The 19,957-nt window shown below is 45.0% G+C and carries 16 protein-coding genes and 2 riboswitches; of the genes, 4 read left to right on the forward strand and 12 right to left on the reverse strand.

Annotated elements, in window-relative coordinates; translation table 11 throughout:
- Nucleotides 1-87: 87 nt before the first annotated feature.
- The gene (locus ATG71_RS03300) at nt 88-1,260 is read right to left on the reverse strand and encodes an MFS transporter (protein ID WP_179886445.1); all 1,173 of its coding nucleotides are present in this window, start codon (nt 1,258-1,260) and stop codon (nt 88-90) included.
- A 257-nt stretch (nt 1,261-1,517) separates the two neighbouring features.
- A riboswitch (SAM riboswitch) is annotated at nt 1,518-1,622 on the forward strand.
- 81 nt (nt 1,623-1,703) lie between these two features.
- Between ATG71_RS03300 and ATG71_RS03305 the strand changes: the two genes are divergently transcribed.
- A complete protein-coding gene (locus ATG71_RS03305; RefSeq protein WP_098441712.1) occupies nt 1,704-3,023 on the forward strand; it encodes a Na+/H+ antiporter NhaC family protein in 1,320 nt (439 codons plus the stop codon).
- A gap of 93 nt (nt 3,024-3,116) precedes the next feature.
- On the opposite strand, the gene ATG71_RS03310 is transcribed toward ATG71_RS03305, so the two are convergent.
- The 6 genes from ATG71_RS03310 to ATG71_RS03335 form a co-directional block, all read right to left on the reverse strand.
- Nucleotides 3,117-3,872, reverse strand: coding sequence for a (S)-benzoin forming benzil reductase (locus ATG71_RS03310; protein WP_098438479.1), 756 nt, complete (start codon nt 3,870-3,872; stop codon nt 3,117-3,119).
- Nucleotides 3,873-3,998: 126 nt separating this feature from the next.
- The gene (locus ATG71_RS03315; RefSeq protein WP_098438480.1) at nt 3,999-4,784 is read right to left on the reverse strand and encodes a divergent polysaccharide deacetylase family protein; all 786 of its coding nucleotides are present in this window, start codon (nt 4,782-4,784) and stop codon (nt 3,999-4,001) included.
- A 136-nt stretch (nt 4,785-4,920) separates the two neighbouring features.
- Nucleotides 4,921-5,385, reverse strand: a complete 465-nt coding sequence (locus tag ATG71_RS03320) for a helix-hairpin-helix domain-containing protein (RefSeq protein ID WP_098438481.1) — start codon at nt 5,383-5,385, stop codon at nt 4,921-4,923.
- A gap of 11 nt (nt 5,386-5,396) precedes the next feature.
- Nucleotides 5,397-7,376, reverse strand: coding sequence for an ABC transporter permease subunit (locus tag ATG71_RS03325; RefSeq protein ID WP_098438482.1), 1,980 nt, complete (start codon nt 7,374-7,376; stop codon nt 5,397-5,399).
- 130 nt (nt 7,377-7,506) lie between these two features.
- Nucleotides 7,507-8,217, reverse strand: a complete 711-nt coding sequence (locus ATG71_RS03330; protein WP_179886446.1) for an EAL domain-containing protein — start codon at nt 8,215-8,217, stop codon at nt 7,507-7,509.
- A gap of 71 nt (nt 8,218-8,288) precedes the next feature.
- Nucleotides 8,289-8,369: riboswitch (cyclic di-GMP riboswitch) on the reverse strand.
- Between the two features lie 104 nt (nt 8,370-8,473).
- Nucleotides 8,474-9,058 carry a DNA-3-methyladenine glycosylase gene (locus ATG71_RS03335; protein WP_098438484.1) on the reverse strand — a complete coding sequence of 195 codons (585 nt, stop codon included), beginning with the start codon at nt 9,056-9,058 and terminating at the stop codon, nt 8,474-8,476.
- Between the two features lie 187 nt (nt 9,059-9,245).
- Between ATG71_RS03335 and ATG71_RS03340 the strand changes: the two genes are divergently transcribed.
- Nucleotides 9,246-9,992 (forward strand): CAP domain-containing protein, encoded by a 747-nt coding sequence (locus ATG71_RS03340; RefSeq protein ID WP_098438485.1) that lies wholly within the window; start codon nt 9,246-9,248, stop codon nt 9,990-9,992.
- A gap of 54 nt (nt 9,993-10,046) precedes the next feature.
- Here ATG71_RS03340 and ATG71_RS23920 read toward each other — a convergent pair whose 3' ends face one another.
- Entirely contained in the window at nt 10,047-10,280 is a 234-nt protein-coding gene (locus ATG71_RS23920) for a GNAT family N-acetyltransferase (protein ID WP_098438486.1), read from the reverse strand.
- Between the two features lie 144 nt (nt 10,281-10,424).
- Between ATG71_RS23920 and liaG the strand changes: the two genes are divergently transcribed.
- On the forward strand, nt 10,425-11,288 hold the full coding sequence (gene liaG / locus ATG71_RS03350; protein WP_098438487.1) for a LiaG family protein: 864 nt from the start codon (nt 10,425-10,427) through the stop codon (nt 11,286-11,288).
- 36 nt (nt 11,289-11,324) lie between these two features.
- Here the strand turns inward: liaG and ATG71_RS03355 are convergent, their stop codons facing one another.
- Entirely contained in the window at nt 11,325-12,020 is a 696-nt protein-coding gene (locus ATG71_RS03355; RefSeq protein ID WP_098441713.1) for a YqcI/YcgG family protein, read from the reverse strand.
- 157 nt (nt 12,021-12,177) lie between these two features.
- Nucleotides 12,178-14,361, reverse strand: coding sequence for an FUSC family protein (locus tag ATG71_RS03360; protein WP_098438488.1), 2,184 nt, complete (start codon nt 14,359-14,361; stop codon nt 12,178-12,180).
- A gap of 357 nt (nt 14,362-14,718) precedes the next feature.
- Between ATG71_RS03360 and ATG71_RS03365 the strand changes: the two genes are divergently transcribed.
- Nucleotides 14,719-16,224, forward strand: a complete 1,506-nt coding sequence (locus ATG71_RS03365) for a M1 family metallopeptidase (RefSeq protein WP_098438489.1) — start codon at nt 14,719-14,721, stop codon at nt 16,222-16,224.
- 54 nt (nt 16,225-16,278) lie between these two features.
- Here ATG71_RS03365 and glmS read toward each other — a convergent pair whose 3' ends face one another.
- Complete coding sequence (glmS, locus tag ATG71_RS03370) at nt 16,279-18,081, reverse strand: glutamine--fructose-6-phosphate transaminase (isomerizing) (RefSeq protein ID WP_098438490.1); 1,803 nt, start codon at nt 18,079-18,081, stop codon at nt 16,279-16,281.
- Between the two features lie 503 nt (nt 18,082-18,584).
- Nucleotides 18,585-19,934, reverse strand: a complete 1,350-nt coding sequence (gene glmM, locus ATG71_RS03375; RefSeq protein ID WP_098438491.1) for a phosphoglucosamine mutase — start codon at nt 19,932-19,934, stop codon at nt 18,585-18,587.
- Nucleotides 19,935-19,957 lie beyond the last annotated feature (23 nt).

Raw genomic sequence — 19,957 nt, forward strand, 5'->3', positions numbered from 1 at the left:
TATACTTATACATCCAATAAGGAAAATCCTTCCTTTTGTTAATTTTATATAAAAAACAGGCATCCGTGGGTAGCGGATGCCTGTTTTTTAGTAAGCTAGTGCATTCTTCTTTTCTTCTTTCATGAGGACGAAGCAGAGGAAGATGCCAAGGAGTGACAGGACTGCGAAGAAGAGGTATACCGTGTAGATGGAATAGGTTTCATAGATGAAGCCTCCCACGAAGGTACTGAACCAATTCCCGAGGCCATTTCCGATGGCGGAATAGACGGTGACGGCAGTAGCTGTAATATGTGCCGGCGTGATTTCTTTAATATAGCGGAGCCCTGCAGGAATGAATAATCCGATGGCAAGACCCTGCATCACTGCTGAAGAATAAACCAGCCATAGACTTGGTTCCGTGAAGTAAAATAGCCAGCGGATCATGGATGCAGCACCTGCCAGCGCTGCTACGGTCAAGAGACCGAACTTATCAATCCAACCTCCCGCGATTCTCATAAACGGTACTTCTGATAGGACGGCAATCAGAAATGCAAGGCCGATTCCGGCGTACGTACCACCTGAATCTTCTACAAATAAGCCGAAATACACGTTGTTGGCTAAATTCGGGCCAAACACCAGGAACGTGACGGCCAGGAAGATCAGAAATTTTTTCATCGTGAATAATTCCTTCATTCCGGCTTTCAGATCAAGCTTTGCTGCCGCTCTCTCTTTAGGAAAACGGAAGGATAGGAATCCCGAAAGGACCAGGCAGATAAAGAACGAGTAGAAAATGATCGTCGGTCCGATAAATCCTTCTGAAAGCCTCCCCATGATGAACACGGCAATCCCGAACCCCAGTGAGCCGAACAACCGAATATTTCCGTAGTTATAACGGACTTTACTTGTATACTTCAAGCTGATGCTGTCGGATACGGGGATGATGGCGCTTTGGAAGATCGCAACTAAAATCGCGACTATTAATAGTCCATAGTAAACATCCATGAATAAATAACCAAGAGCAAAGACCCCTGCCACTAAGGAGGTCAACCCTAACACGACAGTCGGCTTATTGGTTGTGTCACTGACCATCCCCCATATCGGTTGGAAGAAAATCATCATGATCGGGCCGACAGACATGATGGTACCGATCTGATACCCATTCAACCCCACACTTTCGCTCAAATACACACTGAGTAAAGGATATAAACTGCCAACCCCGAAGAAGGTTAATAGATAAAATCCTTGTAACGTAAAAATTTGATTTCGCACATTTCTTTCCACTACCGTATCCCCCAAGATGTTTTTTGTCTATCTTATAGTAGACCTTGACCGTTCAATTGTCTATGAATTTATGCCTTTTTATGGATAAAGTCCCGAGGCTTATGATGCATGCCTTGCTAGGGCCCCCCTCCGCTTTTGTTTGATCCAGCCGTGGCATCCTCGCCCCAGGTTATATTTCCAATACATTACCGTTTGACTTTTTCGATTAAACCCTTTAAAGTATGGAAGTATATTTTAAATGAACTGAATAACATATCTTCTTATCCAGAGAGACGGAGGGACTGGCCCTTTGATGTCTCGGCAGCGGACTCATGATGAGTGCTGTGCCACATCCAGCAAGCGTAATGCTTGAAAGATAAGAGGAGTGTTTCGTTTGAATGAAACCTCTTCTTATGTTGGAAGAGGTTTTTTTATTTGATTTCACACGACAAAGGAGTTTTGACATGAACCAAGAAAAAGGTAATTTACTGGCTTTATTGCCCTTGATCATATTTGTTTCCCTGTTCCTCGGAGCAGGAATTCTTTCAGGAGATTTTTATGCATTCCCTGTTCTCGTATCCATCATTATTGCCGCGGTTGTTGCCCTGGCGATGAATCGTAAAGAATCGTTAACCTCTAAGGTTGAACGGTTTGCAAAAGGTGCCGGACATCCGGATATCATGATCATGGTCTTTATCTTCCTGTTAGCCGGTGCGTTTTCCGGTGTAGCAGAAAAGATGGGGGCCGTTGATTCGACCGTCAACTTCGCCCTATCGGTGCTTCCTGGTAATCTAATCATGGTTGGATTATTCATCATCGCCGCTTTCATTTCCCTATCAATGGGGACATCCATGGGGACAATCGCAGCACTTGCCCCGATCGGAGTGGGCATCAGTTCAGGAGCAGATATTTCAATGCCCCTTGCTATGGCCACCGTTATTGGAGGAGCGATGTTCGGGGATAACTTATCGTTCATCTCGGATACAACGATTGCAGCCGTACGTACACAGAAAACGGAAATGAAGGACAAGTTCAAGGTGAATTTCTTCATTGTATTACCGGCAGCTATCATTACCATGGTGATCCTTTTTATCCTTACGATGGGGACTCCATCCTCTGTAGAAGCAGGAAGCTTTAATTGGGTTAAAATCATCCCTTACCTTGGAGTCATCATTGGGGCCCTTGCAGGATTGAACGTATTTGTCGTTCTAATCGGCGGAGTCGTGTTGGCAGGAATTATCGGATTTGCTGATGGAAGCTTTACCCCATCAAGTTACTTTGGCAGTGTAGCAGACGGGATGACGGGCATGGCAGAGATTGTGATCCTGTCCATCCTGATCGGTGGAGTCGTCGAACTTATTCGTCATAATGGTGGGATTCAAGCAATCCTTTATCATGCCACCCGTAAGATCAAATCTCCTCAAGGAGCACAGCTTGCTACAGCAGGATTAGTCAGTTCGACGAATCTTTGCACAGCCAATAACACGATTTCCATTATCATCGCAGGACCACTGGCCAAAACGCTCAGCGATAAGTTTGGCGTAGATGCCCGTAAGTCAGCCAGCATCCTCGATATTTTCTCTTGTGCCGTTCAAGGGTTGATCCCATATGGTGCACAGGCACTGTTAGTGGCAGAAGTAGCCGGCATATCACCGGTCAGCATCATCCCATATGCCTTCTATCCTGTCCTGATTGCCGTTTGCGGACTGATTGCGATTCAATTCGCCCTTCCGAAATTCACCCGGAGATCCGTTGCTGATGGAGATCCGGTCCGTTCTTCTTAATCTGTTTTGAAAAGAGACAAATCCGTCTGGGTTTGTCTCTTTTTGTGTCGCCACTAAAAAAGCAGACCCCGCTTTAAGGAATCTGCTAACTTCTTATAACAAATCATTCACATGATACAGTTTGCCACTTTCAATATCGGTTTTCGTTATGAGAGTCACCAGTGCATCCGCTACCGTGTCCGTGCTTCGGAGCATGCCCTCTTCTTTGTAACGCTGGAACGATTCAACCTCGGCAAAGGCCTCTTTGGAGGACGAGCGGATTTCCCCTTGCATATCCGTATCCATCACTCCAGGACTGAAAGCGATGACCTGGTGACGGCTATGCGTATTTGAGAGCTCAAGGCTCACCGTTTCTGTCAGCATATTGACTCCCGCCTTAGTCGCGCAATACGTACTCCAGCCATAAACGGGACGGCTTCCCGCTCCTGAACTGATGTTAACCATGACCATCTTCGATTCAGAGCCTTTGGCTGCTTTGAGCAATTCATTGGTGGCGATCATAGGTGATAACAGATTGACGTGCACACTCGTTTCCAATGCTTCATTTTCCACTTCACCCGACGTATTGATCGGTGTCACCACACCGGCATTTTGAACGACATATATCTTCTCGGCTTCAGATCCAAATACCTTTGTCCCTACTTCGCGGAAAACCGCTTCTGTTTGTCCCGATTGAGATAGATCACAGGGAAAGAATTCATACGACACTTCTTTTTCACGTGCAAGCTTTTGTAAGCTGTCATTATCCGAACGGGATATATTGAGAATGCCAATGCCTTTTTCAATAAAGAGCCTGGCGACGGACTCCCCTAAGCCCCTAGTTGCTCCTGTCACGATTGCGTAATCCATTTCGAATCATCTCCTTCTTACCTACTGATTATAAAGGAGAGTTTCCTTTCCTCAAAAAATTAAGCATCGAATTAACCGAATATTTACAAATCCCCTATTATAAACGTCCATGAAAAAAGCACACCATCAAGGCATGCTCTCATCAATCAAATGATATTCCGGTATAAGATCGGACAGTGGCACGATTGACGCTTTTTTCTCATAAAGGGGAAGAAATTCTTTTAACATGGTGGCCACCTTCATGCCTGTAACCCCTACATGTCCGATCGCGATGGTGGCATCATCACGATCCAGTGCCTTTGAAAGGAGTCTCGCCTGTTTCCCTATGTGCTGAATCGTGTAGACATCATCAAAGAATAATTCGTTTTCAAGGTATGGGACGCCCAATTCCTTTGCAAGCTTTGGAATGACACTCTTACCTGTTGTTTTACTATCCAGATAAAATAAACCCCTTTCCTTGCATATGCCCAGAACAATCCTCATGACCCGCTCATCGGCGGTTGCCTTTGATCCCATATGATGATTGACTCCCACTGCATAAGGGACCTCTTCCAGGGCTTGCTCTACTCTCTTCCTGATTTCTACATCGGACAGGGTAGTCGTGATGGCCCCAGGCCCGAGCCAGCTCGCTTTCCCTGACACCGGTTCCATAGGAAGGTGGACGATGACCTCATGTCCACTACTATGGGCTTTTTCCGCATCTGTCTTGGTCGTTGGAAGAAAAGGCATGACCGCAATCGTCAAAGTGACGGGAAGGCTCAGGATTTCCGCTGTCCCTTTCATGTCATTTCCTAAATCATCGATCACAATCGCGAGTTCATTCTGATGTGCCGGCAGGGGAAGGATGTTTCTTGCTGAAACGGACATTTGAATAGAAAAAGTCATAAGCAAACAGATAACAAGGGTTCTCATACAGCCTCACTCCTTTTTCTTTATGATGTCCATTTTAGATAAGATATACGAGTGAGGTCCGTCCCTCAAAATCAGTAAAAAAGAAAGCCGGGAAGCGTAAATACGCTTCCCGGCTTGGAAATACTGAGGGACGGACCTATTGATCCCAGGCTTTGGTGGGACGGTCACCGGGGTAGCCGTGGGTTTGGCGATATGTTTTTCTTTCTGTTGTGAAGTCCCACCAGTTCTTGCTGCTTTCCGGGTGATTGGCGTGGTGGATGACACATCTGAGGGAGTCTTCTACGCATGGGTCCATCCAAACACCGTACTTCTTTTCTAAGTCGATGATAAGGTCTTCCCCCTTTTCTTCCTTTATTTCTTCAAGGGTATAAAATCCAAGATCTTCTACAACATTATGAGCCATGTTGGGTCCTATGGAAGGGATCCGTTGAAAAATGGACATGCCGATTAAATAACGGGATCTTTCCATCGTAATGTTTAGTTTCTCCCGGAGAATTTCAGGAGATAATTCATGTATATCCCCAAGTCGTATCTTGGCTCTGCGGAGGGCAGACCTCTCCTGATCAGTCAATGGAAGTTTCGGACTTTTTCTGCTCACCATTCGTCACCTCCTTATCCTTTAAAGGTTTGCTGTCGGACAAATTGAAAGTCTTCCACCGCTGGACGGTTGGTTTTCTTTTTAACTGCTTTGCGTTTCGTCTTGATCGGTTTATTGTTCACCAGCACCCCGACTTTCGTTTGCTGGATTTCCTTCACTCCCTGAACAATCAGCTGCATGGCGATGATCGCGATCATGAAGGCAACGAGTGGGGCAATAACAATCCAGTACTTGCCTGTCATAAGGGAATTCTTCGTCGAACTGATCAGGCCGGACCATTCAAATGTTCCTGACTTCGGCGGATCCGGGACCAGACCGCCTGTTATGATCGTACCTCCCAGGAAAAGATGAAATAATCCGAGATGGACGAGGATAAGAAGCGTCTGGATGAATTGCTGTCCCCATATAATAAACAGCCTTGGAGCCAGGTGAGGGAAGAGATGCGTCCAAAGCAGGTGCTTGTTACTCCCTCCAAGAAGCTTCGCAGACAGGACAAAATCCTGCTTCCCTATTAGTTTCAGTTCATTTCCGATTAACACAGTGGTCAACGGCAGTACAAGGATCGTTAAGACAACGGCTTCGAACACCAGTCTTTCAAAGATTGAGTGATCCCATCCTAACACAGGCAGCCCCCAAAGGACCGGTCTTAATAAGAGATAAGCGATTAGACTTAAAGGGAGAAAGTGAATGGAATCCACCGTCCGGTCAAGCCAGTTCTTCCTGCTTTCTTTCAAATGGAAATGATAAGCAATACCAAGATAGAAGCCGCCGATCACCCGAAGTGAAGCAACAATCAAAGCAAACAACAGGGTATACTTGGCCCCTACGATAAGCTGATCGAGAATACTGTAACCGAAGAAATCGGACCCGAGAATCATGTCCCCAAATGGTTTATGAGGAGGGGCACTGATGATCCGGCCTTCGTCATTTTTCATGAATTGAACTTGTTTGATCGGCTCTTCTTTTAACGCTGAATAGAGGAAACTGACGGCAATCAAGCCAAATATCACACTGAATCCGGCGGCGAACTTGCCATTATACATATGCTGCCACCATAACCTGCGAATGGTTGAAAGAAAGCCCCATATCTTCCATTCCGTCCATCTTGTTTTATCCCGCTTATATTTCGTATGATCTTCGCTGCTTTCGTGATTGATCCACAGATAAACACCTTGGTACACGATGAAAAAAGGTGTGTAAATCATAATTAGTGAGATCGCAATCACCATCGGTCTGAAATCCTGTATGATATAATAGGTGATTCCTCTCATGTTAAAAATGGTTTCAATGATGAATAAACTGGACAGCATCCCCCATATGATCAGCTTTCCATGATAGAAAAGGCTTGGCGAAATATTTTTCAAAACATGTGAAAAAAGGATACGACCCCTCGACATCCCCTTACTCTGGGCAAATTCAATGTGAGGCTTCAATAACTCTTCTTCCATTATGAAAATGAGGATACGGAAGAAGGAGATCATCGGAATGATGGACAGCGTAATCATCGGGGCAAGATAGATCTTCTCCTCTCCGAACTCTGTAAAATTCATCAGTTCCACACCAAAATATTTAAATACATAGACAATCAGAAGTTGGAGCATGAACGCGAACATTAAATCAGGCACCGTCTCCAGGAGATTCAATGCTTTCTTCAGAGCCGATGTGATCGGTCGGGGTAAAAAGACGGTGAAGACGGTAAGAATAAAGGCAATAGCAAGCCCTATGCCCAAGGCCCCACCGATAATTTGCAGTGAATACAGGTAAGGTCCCCAAAGCATATCGAGGAAATCGACGGTAATCCCCTTGTAGGAATAACTCCAATTGGCCCCATCCATGAATACAAAGATGAACTTAATAAACTCCTCCAAGTAGCCTACAACATTATATAACCCTCTCTCCTTGAACACTTCTGGAGCAATACTCACGGCCAGAATCCCAATTAGACCGAGAATATAGTAAAAGATGAACCTGATCGGAAACTTGAGATATTTCATGCATTGAATCCCCTTTTATTCTCTTTTTCCTCAGTTTAATAGAAATGTTAAAATTTTTCAATTTTATTTCAAGTCTGACAATTTGGCAACAAAAAGAGTGACCCCGTAAAGTCAGAGTCACTCTCCCCATTTAAGCCAATAACCGGCTCGGCTTTCCTAAATAAAAGCCCTGTCCAATCGTTATCCCGATTTCCCTTGCCACCTGCATATCCTGTTTTGTTTCGATTCCCTCTAAGACAATCAACGTATCATTTCCGTAGAATTGGCTGAAAAAAGAGAGGAACCGCTGTTTCTTTTCATCCTCTGCCAGGTTCATGGCAAAATAGCGGTCAAGCTTGATGATTTCCGGTTCATATTCAATGGATTTCTTGATGGACGACGTCCCCTGCCCGAAATCATCAATCGCATACCAGACACCAAATTGCTTCAGTTCCTTCAATGACTCTTTTAACAACGGATTCTGCCAAAGCTCTTCCGCACTGGATTCATTGATTTCAAGCACAAGCCGCCCCTTCATGTCGGGATGGCGGTCCATAAGATCGGAAAAATAGGTGTGAAAGCTCGGGTGCAAGATCGTAGTGATATAAATATTGAGAAACAGTTTACAGTCCCCGATCCCGTTTTCCGAAAAACTTTCAAGGGCTTTTGAGATGGACAGCGTATCCAGTTTGTACAAGATATTGGCCTTCATGGCCGATTGAAATACACTTTCGGGATTTTCATTATACTTATTTCGCAAAAGACCCTCATATGCATAGAGGGTTCGATGTTCACCCATATCATACAATGGCTGAAAATCATGGTAGATAAAGTCGTCTTGGAAAATAGTAAAGATGTTCATAGGACCCCTATACTCTCTCTTTAGTTTTGGTCTTACCCACAAAAAAACCACACAAAAACGCATTATCCGCGTTCGCATGTGGTCGGTTGCGCTACTGGCTCCCCTAAATGTAAGCGCCCATCTATCATTTAGGTTCAAAGCCCCCAGTCGAATGGTCAGCTTATAAAGATATTTATCTTATAAGAAAAATATACCACATAACTAGTACTTATGGGGTGTATTTTCTATAAATTATTAGAAAATTCATAAAGAGGGACTATCTTGAAACAAATGGATTGCCACTAACCCAGAACCGCCATGGGTAATCCCTGGCTTCTCCCGAGTTATCGATCCCAATTCGTTTTCCTGACGAAATGTTTTCAGGGTGATACCCCTCTGTAATCATGAGCGGCGGTTGTAAATAACTCCCCCCATAATCGTCCATTGTAATGCCTAGAGCCTTCGTCAACTTTCCCGGCCCATTGGTCCAATTCTTCTTCACATGACCGGGGCGCCTCGCTTCCATAAGCTCCTGCCCATGGAGAGGCTCGACGGCTCTGATGAGGATCGCTTCAGGCTTCTCCCTTTCACCGCTCACTACGTTGACCAGACAGTGAGTATGCATGACATATGTATAGATGCGCCCAGCTTCATGGAACATCACTTCCGTCCGCTTCGTGCGCCTGTTTCCGAAACTGTGGGCGGCCCTGTCGATCGGCCCCATGTATGCTTCTGTTTCCACAATATAACCTGAAGCGATTCCCTCCTCCGTTTCTTTCACTAACACGCATCCCAACAGGGACTTGGCAAGTTCGAGAGTCGGCTGCTCGTAAAAGGAGGGGGGCATTGGTGTATCGCTCATGACATTTCACTTCCTTCTGCACGATGATTCGGTCTCTATATAGCTATACCCAATCCTTACTGAACTAAATCTGAACACAGTTTCAACCTATTTTTAACAGGATAAAGAATCAGACGGGCGTACATATTAAAGACTGTTACCTGCCATCTGTTCTTAGGCGAAATCAATGTAAAATGGAGGAATCCTCATGAAAAAACGACTCATACTATGTGCCGTCATCCCTTTTATGATGATGACTGGCTGCAATAACGATACAAATGATACACTCACTGATACCCAGAACGTGAATTACGATCCGGTTTCCTTTGGAAACAACGACCGGGGAGGAAGGGATGGATCTCAAGGAAATCAAACGGCCCTCCACCGCTTTATGGCTCCGATTGACCCAAACGGAGACGTGCGTGAATTCACCCATTTAGACCCTGGGGAAGAATACCGATTCGGTAATGAAGGGACACCCCAGCCGAACCAACCTGCCGGGGAGCCGGATACAGCACAACCTCAACCTCCTGCACAGCAGCCCAAACAAGATTCTCAAGCTTCAGATGCAAGCGGTTTTCAAAAGCAAGTCATTGACCTAACCAACCAAGAACGTAAGAAAAATGGACTCAACCCGTTAAAGATGGATGGTGAGTTATCCAATGTAGCTGAGATGAAATCTGAGGATATGAAAGAGCATGATTATTTCTCTCATACCTCTCCAACGTACGGTTCCCCGTTTGAGATGATGGAGAACTTTGGCGTGGATTACACAACCGCTGCAGAAAACATTGCCGTGGGGCAGAAAACACCAGAATCAGTGGTGAATGCTTGGATGAACAGTCCAGGTCACCGCAAAAACATTTTAAACAAACAGGTCACTCATATTGGGGTAGGTACAGCCAAGGATGCGAGCCAAGGGATTTATTGGACACAAATGTTTATTGCGAAGTAAAGAGTAAGATCGGCCAATGCGGCTGGTCTTCTTTTCTTTCTTTCTTACGGAATTCTACAGGTTCACCTTCATAAACTTACAAACGTCAGTAAAGCCCAATTTTTCATACAATTTAATTGCCTGTTCATTAAACACGTACACATTCAACCTTACTTTATCGTAGTCTCGATCCTTCAACTCTAAAAGGGCTTGTATTAACAACTTAGTTGCATACTCCCTTCCCCGGAAGGACTTCTTTACATATACGTCATTGATCCATCCGATCTCTTTCGTGGTAATCCGATCAATACTTACTTTTACAGTAGTTTATATCTTAAGCTCTCCGTCTCCGCCTCTGGTCCCATTCAAAAATCATCCCATGGCTCATTGTGATGGTATCCGCTCTGGATTAAAATATAATTATGGAAAAACAAACCAAAGCGAGGGATTGAAATGAAAAACGCATTTGCGGTCATAATTGCACTGCTTGCATTGGGGACGCTCTATGTCATCCTGAATGACAATACATCATTGTTTGCAAAAGAAAGTCAGTCAGGGGAACGGATTGAAGTGACGAATAAAATCAAACATATCGACCTGGACCTGGAAAACAGCGACACAGAAGTCATACCGACTGACAAAAATGAAGTACAGGTCGATATTGAGGGAAAAGGCACGATGACATTAAATAAAAATGGAGATACGATTGACGTTGCGGTCAAGCATAAATGGTATGAATGGATCGGATTCAATCGCAAATCAAACGTAACGGTTTATATCCCAAAAGAGTACAGGAACAGCATGAAAATCGATATCGGCTCCGGCAATTTCGTAATGGCGGGAGAATCTGATTCAAAGAAATGGAAGCTTGATGAATTGTCGATTGACATGGGATCAGGGAATATGGAGCTTGAAAACATCGAGACAAATGTATTCGAACATGATGGATCTTCAGGGGATTTGGTCGTAAGCGGCCTCTCAACAGAGGATGGAAAAGTGGATATCAGTTCGGGGGATGTAGAGTTATCGAACTTTGAAGGTCCCCTTGAAGGCGACTTATCCTCAGGTGAATTAACGGTCACCATGGACTCCTTAAAGGGAGACATGACATTCGATGTCAGCTCAGGGGGAGTGAAGCTTGATCTACCCGAGAAAGCAAGCTTTAAACTGAAGGGGCAGGCAAGCAGCGGGGATATTTCGTGCAATTTCCCTCTAAAAGATCAAAAGATAGAAGATGGGGATATTTCAGGGGTCTCAGGCTCCGGTCAATATACCATTGATGTTTCAGTATCCAGTGGAAATGTGGATATATATTAATGAAAAGTGCCGGGAACACCCCGGCACTCTTTCAAATTATTTATGATGGAATGGACATTTCCCTTCAATCGGTTCCACATCGTCCCCAATAAAATACTGCTTCCACTCGCGGTGTTCAGGGTCCCCGTAATGACTGATATTAGGATGCTTCGGTAAGCCGTCCCATTTTTCTACCCGCTCCCTTACTTTTTCCCTGGACATGATGCCACCCTTGGACGTACCCTCCAAACCTTCAAAAATCCTTCTTGGCTGAAATCCGAGTACTAAGCTATTCCCAAGATCCCTCGTCTTTCGCTGCTTATAGGCTGGCGCATTCCCAAACACGAAGAAAGGTTCCCCTGCAAAGGAAAATGCCCATAAATGATGATCCGGATCCTGTGGATAATCTTCTGGCCAATCCTCCTTATCCTCGCGATGGAGAAACTGCAGGATTCTCCAGAAATAATCCCTGTAATGAGGGATGGACCTCTCCTCCTTTTCAGGTTCCACAAATAAAAAGAAGCCGTGACGGATCAGGCGCTCTCCTTCGGGTACATCAAACAAGTCGATGAACTCTTGAATCGTTTGGGGAAGATGCTCCCAATTATCATGAGTGATATAGGAATACCGAAGCTCACCCTTCTTCTCTCCGGTCATACCAAAGTAACAAGGGAACGTGCGGTCAGTTACAACCTCATGAAAGTTCTTATATTCTTCTATAACCCATTGAGGGACAAGCTCAGGGTTTGTCATATCTTCTTTTGTCAGCAATAAACTGTTCGTTGTCAATTCTTCCACCTCAAATTCATGTCGATGGTATGCTCTTCCCGAATTTTGACAAGTTAAAACAATTACTGACAAAAAAAGCACCCCATTGGCATCATGAAAAAAAGGTAAAGTGGAATCCACTTTACCTTTTCTTCACCTCCGCCCCTAATTCCATCCCAAGTGCCACGATCGATTGATTGATCCTCCACACATAGTAGAAATGGTGAATAAGGTCCACCTGGGACTTACGCCAGCTTGGAGCCTGGGTTTCAATTCTTTCCCGCTCCGGGCTTAAATCCCACATGACGGGAGCACTTCCCTGTTCTTTTAACAATTGCCGGAGGGTCTCGATATTTTGAGAAATCTTTTCTTCCGTTTCTGAAAACGCACTGCTGAGCTCCTCTGAAACCGTTGCCGGCACCTTCCGATGGGAAGAAGCAAGAAGGTGCTTTGCGTAATAATTAATGGCCGTCACCACTGTGATCCAGCGCCCGACTCCCGACCTCGTCAAAGATCCGGGTCTTTGCAGAAGGGATTGTGCCTCATCCTTGATCGCCTGAAGCTTCTGATCCAGATCAAACGCCTGATCTGTCAACGCTTTATCTTTCGGGACCGTAAAGGTTTTAATATAGGAAGATACATATCCTTGAAGATCCCCAAAGAAATCATCAAAGCTATCTGCGACTTTGTCCTTTGTTCTTTTTGGAAAGACAAACGCTGAGACAATCAGGGCAATCACGGCTCCTGCAATCGTATCGATGACACGTGCCCCCATGAGCTGAATGCTGATTCCACCGAGGAGGAGGTCATACATAAAGGCGATGAGCATCGTAATAAATAGACTCATCAATGTATAGGAAACCGGGAAAAGATAAAAGGCGAGGAACAGGACCGCAAACAGGAGAACAACCTCCAGCTGTGAATTTCCGGATACAAGGTTTGCGGCTCCGAATCCGATGATGGCTCCGATCACCGTTCCAATCGACCGTTGGAAAGCCTTCATATACGTTCTGCCTACCGTTTCAGTACCAATTTGAACGATAAAGGTTGTGAGCAAAACCCAGTACGGCTGTGCAGGTGCGATCAGCACCCCGACGATAATCGCAAGCGTTCCCGCTACCAGGGCCTGTATCGCTTTACGCGTAGACGGTTTTAAACTCTTGTCCTCTTCAGACTCATCTTCTTTGTCTTCTTCCTCCGGTTCAGCATCGCTCTCTACAGTCAACTCCTTGTGCTCTGACACATTCAGTAATTCCTGAATCGTAATGGCCGCTTCCAGGACATGATTCGCAATGGACTCGATCCGTCTCAGGAGATATACCCAGCCTTCAGGTTCCTCTTCCTGATTCAGAACCTCTACCAATAACAAACGAAGACCCTGGATTGCCTTCTCCGCTTCCTCAAGGGAACGGGGATCATAATCCTGAGCCAGTACCTCTGCATCACGGAGAGAACGAAGAACCCATACTAACAAGCGCCTGAGCTCGATAACCTCCAAAGCTTCCAGATCCTTCAGCTTTTTCAATGAATCCGTGAGAGTCTGAATGAGCATTTCAGTATCAAAGACATATAAACGAAGTTGTGACGCTTCGATACCGGGCCACAGCTTCTTTAAATCATTTTCATTAATATCACCCGCTACGCTTCTCGCATACTCATTCAGCCTTCTCACGTTTCGGTCCAATTGCTTTCTCCGCTTACTGCTCGTATTCGGATCCTCTATCATCTTCATTAAGATGGTAAACGTCAAGTTGGATTGAATATGAAAAGAACGCATACTCCTTCTTAACATATGGACAGAATCTTTAAAAATGATGAAGTTATAAAGAAAAGCGTACACAAGCCCAATGACGATCCCGAGGTAAAACCATTCAAGATGGGCGACATCCAGCTGTAAGATCGACGATATATAGATCGACATAAACCCTGCCATTCCCATGGAAAAATAGCGGATGGCAAAGCGTGAAAAGTAAAAAGCGCTAAAAATGACTCCTACCAATAAAGCGTTCACCACGAGACTGTAGTGGGCAAAGGCCGAGCCCAATGTGATCCCGGTGGCTACTGAACCACCAACCAGCAAGGTCGTTATCTTTTTTTTTCCCGTCGTATCATCCATGACGACAAAAATCCCGAGCATCCCCACCATCCCTGACACAATGGCCGGGGTGATGGAAGGATGGTCGAAATGCTTCAATAAGAAAAGCATCGTAAATACAGCCGATATCAAGCTGATCGTAGCTTTACCAGCCTGCTGAAACCTTTTTCTGCCGGGATCGGACGCAAGGATCCTCCCCAGCCATATATGCTGTCTATGTAAATGTTTCATATCTCATCAAACCCTTATCTACGCACCGTTTTTCATTCTCTTTTATCGTACCCTTTCCAATAAAAAAGTAACCTGTACTGCAAGAAGCAGCAGGTTACTCACATTCGCTGGTGCACGAAGAGAACGGAATCTATTTGTATGATTATAAGGGTTTTGGGCGGGTGGGTAAAGGAAAGTGCTTTGCTCGGCTCTTCCTAGGTCAATACACATAGGTCGCCCTTTCCACCCTACTTGTGAATTTCCAAAAATTGAGAAAATAGTATCAAGGGAAGATGCTCCTCTTTACAGAATCCATTAAGTAACCGAAATTCTCCATTAAATATATGATGGAGTTTCTAACTTATAGGAGGGATAAAAATGAAGATGAGCGGTTTAACGAAACGAATATCAATGGGAGCCATTGCACTCGTATGTTCAATCGGAGTCGCTTTGCCTGCTTCCGCAATCGGAACGGATTCTATGAAAAAAGAACCTAAAGGGGCTTATGTCCCATCCGAAACACCTGATCTTTCAACACTCCACTCCCAGCCATTCTCCAAAAAAGGCAAGCAGAAGAATGAGCATGCTCTTGGTCCTGCTAAACCTTCTTACACCATCGATGTAGACTATAACTCTGCCACTCATAAGGCGGCCGGCACCCTGGAAGTAACGTTTAAGAATAATATTAAAAACAACTTAAGCGAATTGTATTTCAATCTTTGGGGAAATGCCGAGGTTTTTAAAGAAAACGGCGGCGGAATGAATGTTTCCGATGTAAAAGTAAACGGGAAAAACGCCTCATTCGAAATAAATGAAACAGCACTACATATCAAGGAACTTTCATTGAGCAAAAATAAGAAATCAACCGTCAGCATGGATTTCGAAGTGAGCTTACCTGAACAACAGGATCGATTCGGATGGTACGGCGATACAGTTTCCATGGGAAACTGGTTCCCGATCCTTGCGGTTTATGACGACGAGGGATGGAATGTCGATCCTTACTATCCATACGGGGAATCCTTCTATTCTCTATCGGGGAAATTTGATGTGACGGTCACAACCGATAAAGACCAGGTGATTGTCGCTACTGGGGAAGAAATCGGCAAGGCTGAGGTTTCTGCTGGTAAAGCCACCCACCGCTATAAAGCCAAAGATGTACGTGATTTCGCCCTGGAAATGAATCCAAATTACCGGGTGATCTCTACTAAGGTCAATAATGTCAAAGTGAATGTTTATTATTCAGACGAGCACTCCAAATACGCCGCTGCCCTTCTTGAATCCGGGGAAGACAGTATCAGGCTCTTCAGTGAGAAATTCGGCCAATACCCTTGGCCCGAGCTTGACGTCGTCACGATGGAAGGCTGGTTCGGCGGTATGGAGTATCCACAGCTTGTCATGATCAGTCTTGCCGGGGATCGTCCACTTGACTGGGCCAAATCGGTCAATGCACACGAAATCGGTCATCAATGGTTCTACGGCATTATCGGGAATAACGAATATGATGAACCGTGGCTCGACGAATCCTTCGCCAGTTTCGCTGCTGCTTTATATGACGGGGAACTCGATTCACTACAAGTAGACCCTGTTGATGATTCACATTATCACCTTTCAAGCCAGATTTCGGATTTCACTGCAAGAGCCGATGATGGAGGAATCGGTGCTTATTATCATATGATCTATGATTATGGATCCAGCACAATCAATGATCTACGTGAGACGCTTGGTGACGAGTCGTTTTATTCGGCCATGCAAAACTATTTTAAACAGCAGAAATTCGGCATTTCCACAACCCGTGACTTTATCGCGTCTATGGAGAAATCTACGGGCAGAGATTTAATGCCATTCTTCAGAAGTCATCGGGTGCTGCTTTCAGATCAGGAATAGACAAGAAAAAACCGGTCAGCCCAAAAGGACCAACCGGTTTTTTCTATTCAACCCTTACTCAACCGTAACCGACTTAGCCAGGTTACGCGGCTTATCTACATCGCAATCGCGGTGCAGGGCAGCATAGTAAGAGATTAATTGTAATGGGATGACAGAGATAAGAGGTGTTAACAATGGGTTAACCTCCGGGATGACGAAGCGATCTTCTTCGTCTTCTAGACCTTTCATGGAAATGATACAAGGGTTGGCTCCACGAGCGACTACCTCTTTCACATTCCCTCTGATGCCTAGGTTTACTTCTTCCTGTGTTGCAAGGGCAACGATCGGTGTACCTTCTTCGATAAGGGCGATCGTACCGTGTTTAAGCTCTCCTCCGGCAAATCCTTCTGCCTGGATGTAAGAGATTTCTTTCAGCTTCAATGCACCTTCAAGACCTACATAGAAGTCCAGTGAACGACCGATGAAGAAACAATTGCGAGTAGTTGCAAGATATTCGCGTGCGATATCTTCAAACTCTTCTTTCGTATCGCAAAGTGCTTCCATGGCAGTAGCCACGATACCCAGTTCCTGAACAAGGTCAAAGTCCTGGTTGTTTCCACATGCTTTACCTGCGACGTGTGCAAGGATTGCAAGCACGGCGAGCTGTGCTGTGTACGCTTTCGTTGAAGCAACAGCGATCTCAGGTCCTGCATGAAGAAGCAATGTGTAATCCGCTTCACGGGACAGGGTAGAACCTGCTACGTTTGTGATTGTTAATGATTTATGTCCCAGCTCTTTAATCTGGACCAGTACGGCACGGCTATCTGCTGTTTCTCCACTTTGAGAAATGAAGATGAACAATGGCTTTTCAGAAAGTAAAGGCATATTGTAGCTGAATTCACTTGCTACATGAACTTCTACAGGGATCCCTGCGCTCTTCTCGATGAATTGCTTTCCAACCAGACCAGCGTGGTAGCTCGTTCCACATGCAATGATGTAGATACGATCCGCTTCTTTCATCGCGCCGACGATCTGCTCATCGATGTGAAGCTCGTTGTTCTCGTTTTGGTAAGCCTGGATGATTTTACGCATCACTAATGGCTGCTCGTCAATTTCCTTCAGCATGTAGTGAGGGTATGTTCCTTTTTCAATATCACTGGCATCGATTTCAGCCGTGTAAGGAGCACGTTCCATTACTTCACCGATCAGGTTTTGAATTTCAACCTTTTCTTTCGTTACGATGACCATTTCTTTATCCATCAGCTCAACATATTGATCCGTTACTTGAATCATCGCCATCGCATCACTTGCGACAACGTTGAAGTCTTCTCCAAGACCTACAAGAAGTGGACTTTTGTTTTTCGCTACATAGATGGTTTCATCGTTCTCAGAATCTAAAAGGGCAATGGCATAAGATCCTTTAAGAAGCATCAGCGTTTGACGGAAAGCTTCCTCTACTGTATTCCCTTCTACCACGATCTTTTCAATCAGCTGAACGATGACTTCTGTATCCGTATCACTCTTGAAGGTTACATCTGTCAGGTATTCGCGCTTCAGTTGGGAGTAGTTTTCGATTACTCCGTTATGAACGATCGTGAAGCGTCCTGAATTACTTTGATGAGGGTGAGCATTCACCTGGCTTGGTACACCGTGGGTAGCCCAGCGAGTGTGACCGATTCCTGTGTTGCTTGATACACTGTCATCAACGATTCCGCGAAGATCGGCAATACGGCCTTTCTCTTTGAATACATGGATGCCTTCATCATTTTGAACGGCAATTCCCGCAGAGTCATAACCGCGGTATTCAAGCTTTTCAAGACCTTTTAAAAGAATTTCCTTTGTATCTGAACTTCCAATATATCCTACAATTCCACACATAATTAATATATCCTCCCTGAACATGCAAGGGGGCAAGAACTCTTTTGGGGACAACTTGCCCCCTTATCTCTGTTTGTCATTAGTATTTTGGGTCACTTTTTTCTTCCCTTTGTGCATTAAGTTGCCTTAACGTTTTAAGGACGAAACTTTCGGTTCGGTGACATATGCGAACCGGGAGGCATCCGCCGAATACTCGATAAACCTCCACCTCGTCAACTAAACGATCCTTTACGTATCCATCGCTTAGTCCTGGCGCTTTATAGGGTTTTTACTTACAATCCACCTTTCCTTCTTGAATCCTATTCCCATTTTATTTGAAAAACGAAAACAAAATCATCATACACCAGCAGGTTTCCTTCGTCAATATAAATCTGATAACATCAAGAAGTTGTTATCCCTTTGTCATGTTCCCGACACAGTACAGTGGTAAACCTTTCAAAAGGACTCTACTAATTAAATATGCACAAGAGGCTCATATTGACCCCTTGTGCATGAAAAATCAACTATTCGTTCAGACCCATTTCCTGATCGACGACCTGTACGATTTCATTCACATATTGCTCACAAAGTTCTTCCGTAGGTGCTTCCGCCATTACACGTACCAAAGGCTCTGTTCCGGAAGGACGTACAAGAATACGGCCATTTCCGTTCATTTCTTCTTCCACCTTTTGAATGACGTTTTTCACCGTTTCGTTATCCGTGACATGGTGCTTATCCGTCACTCGTACGTTCACAAGCTTCTGAGGGAACTTCTGCATCTCCCCGGCAAGTTCAGACAGTGATTTACCCGTCACCTTCATGATGTTCACAAGCTGAATACCCGTTAAAAGTCCGTCCCCTGTCGTATTGTAATCGAGGAAGATAATATGGCCAGACTGCTCACCGCCGAGTGTATAGCCGTTTTTCTTCATTTCTTCTACAACGTAGCGATCTCCTACGGCTGTCTGGATGCTCTGGATGCCATTCTCTTCAAGTCCTTTATGGAACCCTAGATTACTCATTACAGTCGATACAACGGTAGACTGTTTTAATTGCCCTTGTGATTTCAAGTACTTACCGCAGATGTACATGATCTGATCGCCGTCGACGATCTGTCCGTGCTCATCAATGGCGATGATCCGATCTCCATCTCCATCAAAGGCAAGACCCAGATCCGCACCTTTTTCTTTCACCATTTCAGCCAATGTTTCAGGATGAGTGGACCCGACACCTTCATTGATGTTCAATCCATTTGGGGATGCTCCCATTGTGGAAATATCGGCATCCAGATCAGCGAACAGGTGAGTGGCAAGAGCGGATGTAGCACCGTGTGCACAATCTAACGCAATATGTAAACCATCGAAATCTTCGTCTACTGATTGTTTTAAATACTGCAGATACTTCTGACCGCCTTCGAAATAGTCACTTACCTGTCCAAGATCTGCGCCGGTTGGACGAGGAAGCCCGTCAACGGTTTGGTCCAACAGATCTTCTATTTCACTTTCCTGATCATCGGAAAGCTTGAAGCCATCCGGTCCGAAGAATTTAATTCCGTTATCTGCTACCGGGTTATGAGAAGCGGAAATCATAACCCCTGCCTGAGCTCCCAGCGCCTTCGTTAAATAAGCGACACCAGGAGTTGAAATCACGCCTAAGCGCATCACTTCAGCACCTATTGAAAGAAGTCCCGCTACAAGAGCCCCTTCCAGCATATGGCCGGAAATACGGGTATCCCGTCCAATCAATATTTTGGGACGTGTAGCATCCTTTGTCAGAACATATCCACCAAATCGGCCGAGCTTAAACGCTAATTCCGGTGTCAATTCGGTATTTGCTACACCTCTTACTCCATCCGTTCCAAAATACTTACCCATTGTCATTCTCTCCTTTTTACAGC

Origin of the sequence: Bacillus sp. es.034, from assembly GCF_002563655.1 — a bacterium.
Lineage (GTDB): Bacteria > Bacillota > Bacilli > Bacillales > Bacillaceae_B > Rossellomorea.

Coding starts and splice junctions, on each gene's coding strand:
- ATG71_RS03325 (WP_098438482.1), bottom strand. CDS start 7,376: ATGAAATATCTCAAGTTTCCGATCAGGTTCATCTTTTACTATATTCTC.
- ATG71_RS03360 (WP_098438488.1), bottom strand. CDS start 14,361: ATGAAACATTTACATAGACAGCATATATGGCTGGGGAGGATCCTTGCG.
- ATG71_RS03330 (WP_179886446.1), bottom strand. CDS start 8,217: ATGAACATCTTTACTATTTTCCAAGACGACTTTATCTACCATGATTTT.
- ATG71_RS03335 (WP_098438484.1), bottom strand. CDS start 9,058: ATGAGCGATACACCAATGCCCCCCTCCTTTTACGAGCAGCCGACTCTC.
- glmM (WP_098438491.1), bottom strand. CDS start 19,934: ATGGGTAAGTATTTTGGAACGGATGGAGTAAGAGGTGTAGCAAATACC.
- ATG71_RS03320 (WP_098438481.1), bottom strand. CDS start 5,385: ATGGTGAGCAGAAAAAGTCCGAAACTTCCATTGACTGATCAGGAGAGG.
- liaG (WP_098438487.1), top strand. CDS start 10,425: ATGAAAAACGCATTTGCGGTCATAATTGCACTGCTTGCATTGGGGACG.
- ATG71_RS03315 (WP_098438480.1), bottom strand. CDS start 4,784: ATGAGAACCCTTGTTATCTGTTTGCTTATGACTTTTTCTATTCAAATG.
- ATG71_RS03365 (WP_098438489.1), top strand. CDS start 14,719: ATGAAGATGAGCGGTTTAACGAAACGAATATCAATGGGAGCCATTGCA.
- ATG71_RS03310 (WP_098438479.1), bottom strand. CDS start 3,872: ATGGATTACGCAATCGTGACAGGAGCAACTAGGGGCTTAGGGGAGTCC.
- glmS (WP_098438490.1), bottom strand. CDS start 18,081: ATGTGTGGAATTGTAGGATATATTGGAAGTTCAGATACAAAGGAAATT.
- ATG71_RS03340 (WP_098438485.1), top strand. CDS start 9,246: ATGAAAAAACGACTCATACTATGTGCCGTCATCCCTTTTATGATGATG.
- ATG71_RS03305 (WP_098441712.1), top strand. CDS start 1,704: ATGAACCAAGAAAAAGGTAATTTACTGGCTTTATTGCCCTTGATCATA.
- ATG71_RS03355 (WP_098441713.1), bottom strand. CDS start 12,020: ATGACAAACCCTGAGCTTGTCCCTCAATGGGTTATAGAAGAATATAAG.